The organism is Leisingera sp. ABM4_060, assembly GCF_056158765.1.
In genome coordinates this window covers 3,719,818-3,732,974 of record NZ_JBSWTX010000001.1, presented here as the reverse complement: position 1 = coordinate 3,732,974, position 13,157 = coordinate 3,719,818, and the positions used below count along the sequence as shown (strand labels likewise).

Here is a 13,157-nt window from a genome sequence, read left to right as displayed (position 1 = left end):
TCCGCCGGCCCCAGTATCAATTGGACACTTACCCGAATGCCCTTCATGTTGCGACCGCTTAAATTTGTATCTGCGCTGATTTTGGCCGCTTTTGCCGCGGGCTGCGCCACCCAGGACCCGGTTGCGCGCGCCTCGGGCGAAGTGTTCGACCCCTACGAGCGGACCAACCGTTCGGTGCATGCCTTCAACCGCGGCGTCGACCGGCTGGCGTTCCGTCCCGCCTCCAAAGGGTATGTGGCGGTTGTGCCCGCGCCGATGGTCACCAGCTTCTCGCATTTTGCCGAGAACCTGTCGATGCCAGGGCAGATGGTGAACGCGCTCCTGCAGGGCGATCTGAAGCTGGCCGGCAATGCGCTGTCGCGGTTCCTGATCAACTCGACCGTGGGCTTTGCGGGCCTGGCTGATCCCGCCACCGAACTGCATGTGCCCGAGGTCGACACCGATTTCGGCGAGACCCTGCACGCCTGGGGCGTTGGCGAAGGCGCCTATGTTGAATTGCCGTTCTTCGGCCCCTCCACCACCCGGGACGCGGTTGGCATCGGCGTCGATTTCTTTACCAACCCGCTGGGCTACGTCGAGCAGAATACTGCCGACAACATCAGCATCTACGCCGAGATCGTGCGCCGCATGGGCGATCGTGGCAACTATTCCGACACGATCGATTCGATTCTCTACGAGAGCGCCGACAGCTATGCGCAATCGCGCCTGATTTATCTGCAGAACCGCCGGTTCCAGCTGGGCGACGGCGAAGAGATCCAGGAAGTCGACCCGTTCGACCTGAACACTGAAGGATTTTGAATGATGCAACGCCGCAATTTCCTGATTGGCCTGGGCACCGCACTGGCCGCAGCCCCGCAGGCGCTTTGGGCGCTGACTGAAAATGGCGCCAGCCAGCTGATCAATGCCCTGGTTACCGACATCAACAAGGTAATCGCCTCCGGCAAGGGCGAAACCGCGATGTTCCGCGAATTCGAGCGGATCTTCCAGCGCTACGGCGACACCTCTGCAATCGCGGCCTATGCGCTGGGTGTTGACGGGCGGCGCGCCACCACCGCGCAGAAGAAAGCCTTCTCGACGGCTTTCCAGGGCTATATTTCGCGCAAATACGGCAAACGGTTCCGAGAGTTCATCGGCGGCAAGCTGGAAGTGACCGGCGTGCGCAAGGTGAAGAAGTGGTACGAGGTGAGCACCATTGCCCACCTGCGCGGCCAGTCGCCGTTCGAGGTGACCTTCCTGGTGTCGGACCGCTCGGGCAAGGAGCTGTTCTTCAACATGTTCATCGAAGGCGTGAACCTGCTCTTGACCGAGCGCACCGAAATCGGGGCGATTCTGGACAGCAAGAAGGGCGACATTGACGCGCTGATTGCCGAGCTGAAGCGGCTGAGCTGAACAGCCCCATCCCGATGAATTTGCGAGAAGGCTCCGGTAAACGGGGCCTTTTTCTTTGCCTGCGGAAGCTGCGCCCTGATCAGGCCGGGCTCTCCCGCCCGTCGCCGCTGCATCAAAGATGCCGCGCTCCCGTTGGGCCTGGCGCCCTGCCCCCGGGGGCAGGGCGCGCGCCGCACCGCCAGGTGCGGCGCCGGACCCAACTGGCTTAAGGCGCCCCGCCGGGGGCCTCAAGCCAGGCGGGAGCCCCCTGGTCTGCGGAACAGGTCAGTTGCCGAGAATGTCGCGCAGGATGTTGTCCACCGCGCGGCCCAGTTCCTGGCCCAGCTTGGGGCCTTGACGGCGGCGGCGCTCGCGCCGGGTTTCCTGCGGCGGCGGGGCAATCGGGGCGGGCTCCAGCATCGGCAGCGGCTTGGGCGTCAGACCGTCATGCACGCGGACCATGGTTTCCTTCCAGATCTCGGCAGGCAAGCCGCCGCCGGTCACGCCTTTCAGCGGCGTGTTGTCATCATAGCCCATCCAGACGCCTGCCACGTAATCCGCGGTAAAGCCGATGAACCAGGCGTCCTTGGCGGCCGAGGTGGTGCCCGACTTGCCCGCCGCCTGCCAGCCGGGGATCTGCGCCCGCTGGCCGGTGCCGCCGGCGATCACCTTCTCCATCATCCAGACCAGCTGCTGTGCCGCCTCCGGCCGGATCACCCGTTCGCCAATACCGCCGCTGGCGCCCATCAGCGCCGCGTTGTCCTCGACCAGCTTCAGCTCCGTCACCCCGTAGGGCGTCACTGACGAGCCGCCGTTCAGGATGCCCGCATAGGCGCCGCTCATCTCCAAGAGCGTGCTTTCCGAGGCTCCCAGGGCCAAAGCGGGCCCCGCCGCCAGGTCGCTGTCGATGCCGAAATCCTTGGCCACGATGCTCACCTTGTCGCGGCCCACTGCCTCCGAAACTTTCACCGCCGGCACGTTCAGCGAGTCCCGCAAGGCCCGGGTCAGGCTCACCTCGCCGTAAAACTTGCGGGTGTAGTTCTCCGGGCACCATTGGCCGGAGCCGCTGATGTTCAGGCAGTATTTCGCATCCAGCACCCGGTCATAGGGCGAATAGCCCAGCTCCAGCGCCGTGGCATAGACAAAGGGCTTGAACGCCGACCCGGTCTGCCGCTTGGCTTGCGTTGCGCGGTTGAACACGCCGGAGACCCGGGTCTTGCGCCCGCCCACCATGGCGCGCACCGCGCCGTCGGCGCTCATCACCACAATCGCGGCCTGCGCCTTGGAGCTTTTGCTGACCTTGGTGTCAAAGATGTGCTTCAGCGCTTCCTCGGCCGCCGCTTGCAGCCGCTGGTCCAGGGTGGTGCGGATCACCACGTCCTCGGTGGTCTGATCACCCAGGAAATCCGGGATGGTGTCCATCACCCAATCGGCGAAGTACCCCCCAGCCCGCGCCGCAGCCGCCTCGCTCAGCACCGCCGGGTTGTCCTGGTTCTGCTTCATTTCGGCGGTGGTCAGATAGCCCTGCTCCTGCATCAGCCGCAGCACGGTGGCAGCCCGGTCCTGCGAGCGCTGCAGGTTGTTGGTCGGCGCCAGGGTCGAAGGCGCCGTCAGCAGCCCTGCCAGCATCGCGCCTTGCGCCGGGTTCAGCTGGTTCGCCGATTTGCCAAAGTAGCGCTGCGCCGCCGCTTCGGCACCATAGGCACCGCCGCCCATATAGGCGCGGTTCATGTAGATCGAGAGGATCTCGTCCTTGCTGTATTTGGCTTCCATCGCCAGGGCAAAGATCGCCTCGGTGCCCTTGCGCCACAAGGAGCCCTTGCGGCAGTCGGCCTCATAAGCGCTTTCGCTCTTCCACTCGGCAGGGTCATAGACCCGCCCCAGGCACAAGAGTTTCGCCGCCTGCTGGGTGATGGTCGAGCCGCCATGGCCCGACAGCGGCCCGCGTCCTTCGCGCAGGTTGATGCGCACCGCGCTGGCGATGCCGCGCGGCGACAGACCGAAATGGCGGTAGAAGCGTTTGTCTTCGGTGGCGACGATGGCGTTCTTCAAATGCGGTGAAACGGTATCCGCCGTCACCACCCCGCCGAACTGGTCGCCGCGCCAGGCAAAGACTTCGCCGCTGCGGTCCAGAAGGGTGACCGAACCGCGGGCGCGGCCGTCCAGATAGGCTGAAACCTCCGGCAGCTTGGCATATTGAAACGCCACCGCCATCCCGACCAGCAGGCAGACCACCATTCCGACGCGCCAGGTAAAGCCCCAGGCCAGCCGGAAGGCAAAGGTGAAGGGCGCCAGCAGCAGGCCGATCAGCCCGCGTTTCTTGCGTAGGGGCTTGGCGCGGGTCTTCTTGCGGGAAAACAGCCGCGCCAGCAGCCCGGGCTTCTTCGTCTTGCGTGCGGGTTTCTTGCGCGCAGGCTTCTTGGCAGCCGGCTTGCCCTTGCCGCCCGAAGAATAGCGTTTCTCTGCCACCAAAGGCTTGCGCCCGGATCCTTGTGCCATCGTCTGTTCCTGCCCGGTTTGCCCGTTTGCCGCGACAATACTCTGCCTGCCGCGGTTTGTAGAGGGGGCAGAATCCGGACCTTTCCCCTTTGCCAGATGGCCGGTTTTTAAGCGAAGCCGCCTTAGGGCGCAAAATTATTGTGCGCGCGCAGAAAGACGCGCGGATTCCTGCTGCCTTGGCGTTTGCACGACTCAAGGGAGCGGTTTTGCTGCAGGTGCACAATGCGTCGGCGCGGGGCCGGAGCAGCGCGAAACCAGAAGGTGCACATATGAAAATGATCATAGCTGCCATCAAACCCTTCAAGCTGGACGAGGTCCGCCAGGCGCTGACCTCTCTGGGCGTGAGCGGGCTGATGGTCACCGAAATCAAGGGCTTTGGCGCCCAGGCAGGCCACACCGAGATCTACCGCGGCGCCGAATACGAAGTGAATTTCGTCCCCAAGCTGAAGCTGGAGCTGGTGGTGCCTGCCGACCTCGCCGAACAGGCCGTCAGCGTCATCTCTGAAACCGCCCGCACCGGCAAGATCGGCGACGGCAAGATTTTTGTTCTGGATGTGGACCAGGCGGTGCGGGTGCGCACCGGCGAAACCAATCTCGAGGCGCTGTGACGGCGCCCGGCATGGAGGAAAGACCTATGAAGACCCTGAAACTCCCCCTCTTGGCGCTGGCCCTGGCCGCGCTGCCGGGCCTGGCGCTGGCCCAGGACGGCCCGGCCCCCGGTGTAAACCCCTCAACCGACACCGTGTTCATCCTGAACTCCTTGCTGTTCCTGGTGGGCGGCTTCCTGGTGTTCTGGATGGCGGCCGGATTCGCTATGCTGGAGGCGGGCCTGGTGCGCTCCAAGAACGTGACCATGCAGCTCACCAAAAACATGGCGCTGTTCTCGCTGGCGGCCGTGTTTTACTGGCTGATCGGCTATAACCTGATGTATCCGCTGGGCAATTGGTCGATGGACGGTATCCTGTCCGGCGTATTTGGCCCCGGCGTGCTGGAGGCTGTTGGGATCAGTGCGGAAGGCGCGGATGACTATTCCTACGCTTCCACCGGCTCGGATTTCTTCTTTCAGCTGATGTTCTGCGCCGCCACTGCCTCGATTGTTTCGGGCACTTTGGCCGAGCGCATCAAGCTGTGGCCCTTCCTGATTTTCACCATCGTCCTGACCTCGGTGATCTACCCGATCCAAGCCAGCTGGAAATGGGGCGGCGGCTTCCTGGAGGAGATGGGTTTCCTGGATTTCGCAGGCTCCACCGTGGTGCATTCGGTGGGCGGCTGGGCGGCCTTGACCGGCGCACTGATCCTGGGCCCCCGCATCGGCAAGTACAAGGACGGCAAAACCATTCCGATGCCCGGCTCCAACCTGGCCCTGGCAACGCTGGGCACCTTCATCCTGTGGATGGGCTGGTTCGGCTTCAACGGCGGCTCGCAGCTGGCGATGGGCTCGGTGGGGGATGTGGCCGATATCTCGCGCATCTTTGCCAATACCAATGCAGCCGCGGCCGGCGGCGCGGTCGCGGCTCTGATCCTGACCCAGCTTCTGTTCAAGAAACCGGATCTCACCATGATCCTGAACGGTGCGTTGGCCGGCCTGGTCGCGATCACTGCCGAACCGCTGACCCCTGGTCTGGGCCTGGCCACCTTGATCGGTGCCATCGGCGGCGTGATCGTGGTTTTTGCCGTGCCGTTCCTCGACAAGCTGCAGATCGACGATGTGGTCGGCGCCATTCCGGTGCATCTCCTTTGCGGCATCTGGGGCACTGTTGCTGTGGTGCTGTCGAACCCGGACGCCACCCTGCTGAAGCAGCTGACCGGCATCGCCGTGGTGGGCGTCTTCGCCGTCACCGCCTCCGCCGTGGTCTGGATTGCGCTGCGCGCCGCCACCGGCATCCGGGTGGAAGAAGAGGATGAGGTCAACGGCCTCGACATGGCGGAGCTGGGCATGGAGGCTTACCCGGAGTTCTCGCCGAGCTAAGTCTGTCCCGGCAAAAACAAGCGCGGCGCCTGCTTCAGGCGCCGCGATTTTGTTTCGGCGGGGCTCCCGCCAGCTCCGGGATCATTTCAAATGATCCCTCCCTGTTGGGCCGGGCGCCGCTGGCGCGGCGCGGGCTGCGGCCTTAGCCCTGGGGGACGACAATCACCTTGGGCGCTTTCTGGTCGCGGTAATCGCGGCGGTCCTCGGCGCGGTCCAGATGGTCCTCCACCACATCCCAGACGCCGGTATCGACGGCTTCGTCCCGGCGGTTCTCGCGGCGGTCGGCGCGGTTTTCCACCCGGTCAATCACCTCGCCGTTTGCAGCAAAGGCGGGGGCGGCCAGCGGCAGGGCAACGGCGGCGGACAGGATCAGGGCAAGAGCGGATTTTGCGAGGGTCATTTCAGGTCTCCTAGGCTGTGTTACTCGTGACTTCCGCAAGCACAAACGCGGGTTCCCGGCTCTTCCGTCGCCGGATTCCAGGTGACCAAACGTCAAGCAGGAGATTTTCTTTCCCGCGGTTCAGGGGCAACTCAACTGCCATCTGCACCGCGGCAGCGGTGCCACGCCCAAGCCTGCAAGGGTCTTGGCGCAGCCAAGGCACGCAGCCAGGCGCGGGAGCCCTGCCCCCGCAGAATCGCAGATCACTGGATCTTGCGCGCAAAAGTTTTCTGAAAACTTTTGCCTAAGACTTTTCAGAAAAGTCTTAGGCGCCACGTCAAGAAAAACGCGCCCGCAATGGTGCGCGTTCCTCACTTTCAAACTGCCTGAAAGGCTCAGACGCCGGCGTCGACAATCGCCTTGGCCAGCACCGGCACGGTCTGCGCATTCAGGCCCGCAATGTTCAGGCGGCTGTCGCCGACCATGTAGATGCCGTTGTCCGCGCGCATCTTCTCGACCAGCTCCGGCGTGGTGCCCAGAAGCGAGAACATGCCGCGGTGCTGGGCGATGAAACCGAAGCGGTCGGAGCCGGTCAGCCGCTGCAGTTCGTCCGCCAGCTGCTGACGCAGGCCCAGCATGCCCAGGCGGGTGTCTTCCAGCTCAGCGGCCCAATCGGCGCGCAGGGCCTCGTCGTTCAGGATCATGGTCACCAGACGCGCGCCGTGATCGGGCGGGAAGGAGTAGTTCTGGCGGTTCAGGAATGCCAGGGTGCCCTGGTTCAAACCTTGCGCACCTGCGTCGTTGGACACCGCCATCAAGAGGCCGGTGCGCTCGCGGTAGATGCCGAAGTTCTTGGAGCAGCTGGCGGCAATCAGCGTCTCGGGGCAGCTGGAGGCGACCAGACGCACGCCAAGCGCATCTTCTTCCAGACCATCGCCAAAGCCCTGATAGGCAATGTCGATCATCGGGATCAGGCCGCGCTCGTTCAACAGCGCAATGACTTCCTTCCACTGCACTTCGCTCAGATTGGCGCCGGTCGGGTTGTGGCAGCAGCCGTGCAGGAGAACCACGTCGCCTTTGTTCGCACCCTTCAGGTCTTCCATCATCGCGTCGAAGTTCACACCGCGGGTCTCGCGGTCGAAGTAGCGGTAGACCACGGTCTCGATGCCGACGTATTTCAGGATCGACACGTGGTTCGGCCAGGTCGGGTCCGATACGAAGACACGTGCGGAAGGGTTGGCCATCTTGATCAGCTCAAACGCCTGGCGCACGGCGCCGGTGCCGCCGGGAGTGGCCGCAGCGGCGATATTGCCACGGGCAACCGCATCGCCCAGGATCAGCTTGATCATTGCATCGCCATAGGCCGGATCGCCTGCCAGGCCGACATAGGCCTTGCTGGTCTGCTCTTCCCACAGCTTGTGCTCAGCCGCCTTGATGGCGCGCATCACCGGAGTGACGCCCTCGGCGTTCTTGTAGACGCCGACACCAAGGTCGATCTTGTCCGCGCGCGGGTCGTCGCGGAACATCTGCATCAGCGCCAGAATCTTGTCGGCGGGCTGGGGTTTCAGGGTCTCGAACATCAGTTCTCTCCGGTAGCAACGGGAAGGGTCGGGAAGGCACCCCATTCCACCCAGGACCCGTCATAAAGCGCATGGTCGGTCTTGCCGGCCCGCTCCATGGCGAGGCTGAGGATGGCGGCGGTGACGCCCGAACCGCAGGAAGTAATCGCAGGTTTGTTCAGATCAACGCCGGCGGCCTCAAAGGCGGCGCGGATGCCGGCAGCGTCCTTCATGGTGCCGTCCGCGTTCAGCACCTGGCCAAAGGGCACGTTCTTGGAGCCGGGGATGTGGCCTGCGCGCAGGCCCTCGCGCGGTTCCGGCGCATCGCCGCGGAAACGCTCTGCAGAACGGGCATCAATGATTTCGTGATCGCCCAGCTTGGCCGCGGAAGAGACCTGGGTCACGTCGCGCACCATGTGGTTCTGCACCCGCACAGTCATGTGGCGGTCGCGGATCACCGGCGGCAGGTCCTCGACCGGTTGGCCTTCGGCCTGCCATTTCGGGAAGCCGCCGTCCAGCACCGCGATGTTGGTCTGCCCCATCAGCCGGAACAGCCACCACACACGGGCCGCCGAGAACAGGCCAGCGCCGTCATAGACCACCACCTGGTGGCCGTCGCCCACGCCCATCGCCCGCAGGCGGGACATGAACTTCTCAACCGGCGGCACCATATGCGGCAGGTCCGAGCGGTGGTCGGAAATCTCGTCGATGTCAAAGAAGCGCGCGCCGGGGATATGGGCGGCCTCATATTCTGCCTTGGCGTCCCGGCCTTGCTGCGGCAGATACCATGACGCGTCCAGCACCCGAAGATCCGGGTCCTTCAGATGGGCGGCCAGCCAGTCTGTGGAAACGAGTGTCTTCGGATCGTCCTGCATCAAAGCTTCTCCCTCTCTGTGCATGCGCCATGGGTACATCCGGCAGCACAGCGGTGCAAGGCATCGCGGCCTTCTACCTGCGGTTACAAAAATCTTGCGGGCCTTTTGCGGAGCGGTAATAACAAGGGTCACCATTTCAGCACGTTCCCGCAAAGGTATATTGCATGCCCGGTCTCCGTCTCTTCCTTGCAGCCCTTCTGACCGCCAGCGGGCTGATGGCACCGCAAGCGGCACTGGCAGATTGCGTGAAAATCGGAGAAACATGCATTGATAACAATGATTTAAAGGCAAAGGTCCGGATTGGGGAACATACCCCGGACTTGCAGGAGTTAACGCAGTTCCGCCAACTCACCGACCTCACGCTGCTGGCTGATTTGCGCTATGGGGAACCGCTGGACCTCACTCCGCTTGCCGCCCTGCCCAATCTGGAAAGACTGGCACTGGTGAGCATTAACGCCCCGGATCTGGCACCGCTCACCCGGTTGCCGGAGCTGAAGCGGCTGAGCCTTGATTCTGTCAGCGCCCCGGATTTTTCGCCGCTGGCCAGCCTGACCGGGCTTGAGCACCTGTCGGTTTGGGGCATCGAAGAAATCACCGATCTCGGCTTTCTGCGCGGCTTCACCCGGCTGCAGAGCCTCAATATCGCCAACTCGGGGGTCACCGACCTCAGCCCGCTGGACGGCCTGGAGGATCTGGAAATCTTCCTGGCCTTCAACACGCAGGTGTCCGACCTGAGCCCGCTGGCGGCTGCCAACCTGCGCGTGGCCTGGATTTCCAACTGCCCGGTCGAAAGCGTCGCCGCGCTGGCGGCCTCGGACCGGCTGGAGATGCTGCGCGCCGACGGAACCCGGCTGCAAAGCCTGGAAGGGCTGCAGGACAAGCCGGTGCTGCAAACCCTGATCCTCTCAGACACCGGCGTCACCGATCTGAGCCCGATTGCCGGCGCCATCAGCCTGACAGAGCTGGAGCTGGACGGCACCAGCGTGAGCGACATCGCCCCGCTGTCCGGTCTCGGCGCGCTGCGCAAGCTGAGCTTGAAAGGCACCGCCATCACCAGCCTCTCCCCGCTGGCAGGTAAGAACCTGCGGGAACTGTCGGTCAGCAATACCGCTGTTTCCAGCCTGGACCCCGTCAAGGACATGCAGGAGCTGTGGGATTTCAGCATTTCAGGAACGGCCATCACCGATCTGTCCCCGCTGAAAGACCTGCAGAAGCTCTCAATTCTGCGGGTGATCGGCCTGCCGGCAGAACTGCTCAACCCGCTGCTGGATGTCAAAAACCTGCGGATCGTCTTTGCCGGCCCGGATATGGACAACCACAAGCGCCTTCTGGGCAAGGAAAAAATCGCCGCCTACATCGCCGGAACCCGGTAGTGCCACAGGCGGGAAACAGCCGCCGCTGCCCAAGCTGGGCAGCAATGGCAATTGACCTCATCCTCCCCCAGGGGATATGCCGCCATTGGAACAACCGAACCGGGCAGGTAAAATGCGGGCAGGCATAAGCAGATGGCTGATGGCGCTGAACATCGCGCTGTGCCTTGCCATGGCCGTCTGGAGCCTGAAGGCGCCGCTGCGCCATGACCCGGGCCAGGCTCTGATCCAGCAAAGCATCGTCGAGCGGGCAGCCGAACACGGCCACGCCCATGGCGAGGCTGCGGATCTGATGTGGAGCCAGCACGGCCACAGCCACGACGCCGCCGACCACGATCACAACTCAGCCCTGACACCTGCCCCCGGCGGCCTTGCCCTGCACATCCCCGCGGCGGACCGTCATCAGGCGGCAGGCCCAGGCTTTGCTCCGCCGCCCATCTTCACAATCGAACACCCTCCGCGCGTCTGGATGTCCTGACCACACCTCAGAACACATCCAAACCAACGGAGCAATTTCATGAACTCTGCCCCTTTCGGCAGGCCCAAACGGCGCGCGCGCCGGGGTCCTGTCCTGCTGCCAGCCCTGGCGCTGATCTTCAGCGCCACGATGGCGGCCGCCCATAACGTCACCCCCGGCGATGCCGGCTATATCCAGGAGATATGGGGGGTGAAGCTGATCCCCTTCATGTATCTTGGCGCCAAACATATGGTCACCGGCTACGACCATATCCTGTTCCTCTTCGGCGTGGTCTTCTTCCTCTACAAGATGCACCACGTGGCCATCTATGTGAGCCTGTTTGCCCTTGGCCACTCCACCACGATGCTGCTGGGGGTCTGGTTCGGCTGGAACGTCAACGCCTATCTGATCGATGCCATTATCGGGCTGTCGGTGGTCTACAAGGCGCTCGACAACCTCGGCGCCTTCCAGCGCTGGTTCGGGGTGCAGCCCAATACCAAGGCCGCCACGCTGATCTTCGGCTTCTGCCACGGGCTGGGGCTGACGACCAAGATCCTCGACTACGACATCGCCCCCGACGGGCTCTTGGCCAACCTGCTGGCCTTCAACGTGGGCGTCGAGATCGGCCAGGTGCTGGCGCTCTCGGCCATCCTGATCGCGATGGGCTGGTGGCGCCGCTCGGACAGCTTCTGGCGCCATGCCTATACCGCAAACGTCGTGATGATGACGGCAGGATTTGTGCTGACGGGATATCAGCTGACCGGCCTCGCCCTCTCCCTCTCCCTCTGATCTTAGGAGATTCAAACATGTACAACGCAGACAAACCCAAGGCAGAGGATCTGCCGGCCCCGCAGCAACTGGTGAAATCTACTCTGATCGCCGCTGCCTCCGCCGCCGCGATCCTGGTCACCGTGGTGCTGCCTTCGGAATACGCCATCGACCCCACCGGCATCGGCCGCCTGCTGGGCCTCACCGAGATGGGAGAGATCAAGACCCAGCTGGCTGAGGAAGCCGAGGCCGACCAGCAGGCCGCCGTTTCCCCCGCCGGCGGTTTCCTGCACCTCTTCCTCTCCAGCGCCCAGGCGCAGGAGGCCCCGGCCTGGAAAGATGAGTTTTCCTTCACCCTCAGCCCCGGCCAGGGGGTTGAATGGAAACTGGTAATGGACAAGGACGCCGAGGCGGTCTTTGACTGGTCGGTCTCCGAAGGCGTGGTGAATTTCGACCTGCACGGCGACGGCGGCGGCAACTCCATTTCCTATGAAAAGGGCCGCGGCGTGCCGGGGGCAGCCGGCGTCCTGAAAGCAGCGTTCACCGGCAACCACGGCTGGTTCTGGCGCAACCGCACCAGCAATGACGTCACGGTCTCCGTCCGCCTGCGCGGCACCTACAGCAGCATCACGCAGACCTACTGAACCTGAAACACCGTGCCCGCGGCCCAAGCTGCGGGCACTTGCCCCAAAGCTATGCCACCACCCGCAACCGCGGCGCTTCTGCCCGCGCCGCCTGCCCGGCTGAAAACCGGCAGGCAAAGGCCAGCCCGGCCCGGATCACATGCGGATCCATCTGCCCGGCGGTCACATCCGCCACCGCCTCGCGCGCCTGCGGCGTCTGATCCCGGCGCATATGGTGCAGCATCCGCAACAGTGCCGCCTCATCCGCCGTGACCGAAGCCCGGCGCTCCAGATCAAAGGGATCGGCAAAGCAAAAGCGGCTTTCCCGGCTTTCCAGCACCGCGCGCACCAGCTTCATCAGCGCCTGCGCCGCCGGCAGGCCGACCGCCTCCCCCCAGCGCTCCGCAGCCACCGCGTAAGCCTGCTGCCAGGCTTGGCTGTGCGGCTGCTCATAACTCAGCAGAAACTGACGCAGCACCGGCAGAAGCCCGGTCTCGAAATCATCAAACCCATGCGCCGCCAGCGCGGTCCCGGACACTCGGGCACACATCCGCTTCCCCCTATCGCTTCCGGACAGCCGGCGGGCTGTCCTCTCCGGCCGGGCCTGATCCAGTGGCGAATCTGCTGGGCAGCGCTTATCTGACTCATTCAGTCAGATAATACAACAAGCCAAATCGAAACCATGGCCCGTCCCGGCAAGGCCCCGCGGCATACGCAGCCCCACAGCTTCTTTCTGGTCCAAAATACTCCGGGTGAATTGGCCGCAGGCCAAGAGGGCAGCGCCCTCCTCTGCTCAGCGCGCGTCTTTCAGCAGCCGCTGCTTCTGGCGGCCCCAGTCACGCTTGGCCTGGGTTTCACGCTTGTCATGCAGCTTCTTGCCCTTGGCGATGCCCAGCTTGATCTTGGCCCGGCCGCGGTGGTTGAAATAGATCACCAAGGGCACCAGGGTCATCCCCTTGCGCTGGGTGAGGTTCCACAGATCCGCCAGTTCCTTCCTGGACACCATCAGCTTGCGGCGGCGGCGCTCCTCATGCTTGAATACCTTGGCCTGCGCATAAGGCGGGATGTAGGAGTTCACCAGCCACAGCTCGCCCTCCTCCACCGCCGCATAGCTGTCGGCGATATTGGTGCCATTGCCGCGCAGCGCCTTGACCTCGGATCCCTCCAGCACGATGCCGCATTCGATATCGTCTTCGATCGCGTAGTCGAAACGCGCCCGCCGGTTCTCGGCGATCACCTTGTAATTGGGATCTGATGTCTGCTTCTTCTTGGCCATGGGCGGCAGATGTA

Annotated in this window: 14 protein-coding genes; 8 read left to right on the top strand and 6 right to left on the bottom strand. The window is 63.8% G+C overall.

What is annotated here, in order from left to right; genetic code table 11:
- Positions 1-36 precede the first annotated feature (36 nt).
- Positions 37-798, top strand: a complete 762-nt coding sequence (locus ACXAEH_RS17980) for an MlaA family lipoprotein (RefSeq protein ID WP_475034705.1) — start codon at positions 37-39, stop codon at positions 796-798.
- Between the two features lie 3 nt (positions 799-801).
- Positions 802-1,389 carry an MlaC/ttg2D family ABC transporter substrate-binding protein gene (locus tag ACXAEH_RS17975; RefSeq protein ID WP_475034704.1) on the top strand — a complete coding sequence of 196 codons (588 nt, stop codon included), beginning with the start codon at positions 802-804 and terminating at the stop codon, positions 1,387-1,389.
- Between the two features lie 264 nt (positions 1,390-1,653).
- Here ACXAEH_RS17975 and ACXAEH_RS17970 read toward each other — a convergent pair whose 3' ends face one another.
- Entirely contained in the window at positions 1,654-3,867 is a 2,214-nt protein-coding gene (locus ACXAEH_RS17970; protein WP_475034702.1) for a transglycosylase domain-containing protein, read from the bottom strand.
- 269 nt (positions 3,868-4,136) lie between these two features.
- On the opposite strand from ACXAEH_RS17970, the gene ACXAEH_RS17965 reads away from it, so the two are divergent.
- Entirely contained in the window at positions 4,137-4,475 is a 339-nt protein-coding gene (locus tag ACXAEH_RS17965) for a P-II family nitrogen regulator (protein WP_475034701.1), read from the top strand.
- Between the two features lie 26 nt (positions 4,476-4,501).
- Entirely contained in the window at positions 4,502-5,836 is a 1,335-nt protein-coding gene (locus ACXAEH_RS17960) for an ammonium transporter (RefSeq protein ID WP_475034700.1), read from the top strand.
- A gap of 142 nt (positions 5,837-5,978) precedes the next feature.
- On the opposite strand, the gene ACXAEH_RS17955 is transcribed toward ACXAEH_RS17960, so the two are convergent.
- From ACXAEH_RS17955 to sseA, 3 genes are all read right to left on the bottom strand, one after another.
- On the bottom strand, positions 5,979-6,236 hold the full coding sequence (locus tag ACXAEH_RS17955) for a hypothetical protein (protein ID WP_039129664.1): 258 nt from the start codon (positions 6,234-6,236) through the stop codon (positions 5,979-5,981).
- Positions 6,237-6,610: 374 nt separating this feature from the next.
- On the bottom strand, positions 6,611-7,795 hold the full coding sequence (locus ACXAEH_RS17950) for an amino acid aminotransferase (RefSeq protein ID WP_475034698.1): 1,185 nt from the start codon (positions 7,793-7,795) through the stop codon (positions 6,611-6,613).
- Complete coding sequence (gene sseA / locus ACXAEH_RS17945; protein ID WP_475034696.1) at positions 7,795-8,649, bottom strand: 3-mercaptopyruvate sulfurtransferase; 855 nt, start codon at positions 8,647-8,649, stop codon at positions 7,795-7,797. The genes ACXAEH_RS17950 and sseA overlap by 1 nt, the downstream gene beginning before the upstream one ends.
- Positions 8,650-8,969: 320 nt before the next feature.
- On the opposite strand from sseA, the gene ACXAEH_RS17940 reads away from it, so the two are divergent.
- From ACXAEH_RS17940 to ACXAEH_RS17925, 4 genes are all read left to right on the top strand, one after another.
- Positions 8,970-10,022 (top strand): leucine-rich repeat domain-containing protein, encoded by a 1,053-nt coding sequence (locus ACXAEH_RS17940; protein ID WP_475034694.1) that lies wholly within the window; start codon positions 8,970-8,972, stop codon positions 10,020-10,022.
- 139 nt (positions 10,023-10,161) lie between these two features.
- Positions 10,162-10,497 (top strand): hypothetical protein, encoded by a 336-nt coding sequence (locus ACXAEH_RS17935; protein WP_475034692.1) that lies wholly within the window; start codon positions 10,162-10,164, stop codon positions 10,495-10,497.
- Between the two features lie 39 nt (positions 10,498-10,536).
- Positions 10,537-11,265 carry a HupE/UreJ family protein gene (locus tag ACXAEH_RS17930; RefSeq protein ID WP_475034690.1) on the top strand — a complete coding sequence of 243 codons (729 nt, stop codon included), beginning with the start codon at positions 10,537-10,539 and terminating at the stop codon, positions 11,263-11,265.
- A gap of 17 nt (positions 11,266-11,282) precedes the next feature.
- Positions 11,283-11,888, top strand: coding sequence for a transmembrane anchor protein (locus tag ACXAEH_RS17925; protein WP_475034688.1), 606 nt, complete (start codon positions 11,283-11,285; stop codon positions 11,886-11,888).
- Positions 11,889-11,937: 49 nt separating this feature from the next.
- Here the strand turns inward: ACXAEH_RS17925 and ACXAEH_RS17920 are convergent, their stop codons facing one another.
- Both ACXAEH_RS17920 and smpB read right to left on the bottom strand, forming a co-directional pair.
- Positions 11,938-12,405, bottom strand: a complete 468-nt coding sequence (locus ACXAEH_RS17920) for a hypothetical protein (protein ID WP_475034686.1) — start codon at positions 12,403-12,405, stop codon at positions 11,938-11,940.
- A gap of 255 nt (positions 12,406-12,660) precedes the next feature.
- On the bottom strand, positions 12,661-13,143 hold the full coding sequence (smpB, locus tag ACXAEH_RS17915) for an SsrA-binding protein SmpB (protein ID WP_475034684.1): 483 nt from the start codon (positions 13,141-13,143) through the stop codon (positions 12,661-12,663).
- Positions 13,144-13,157: the final 14 nt, after the last annotated feature.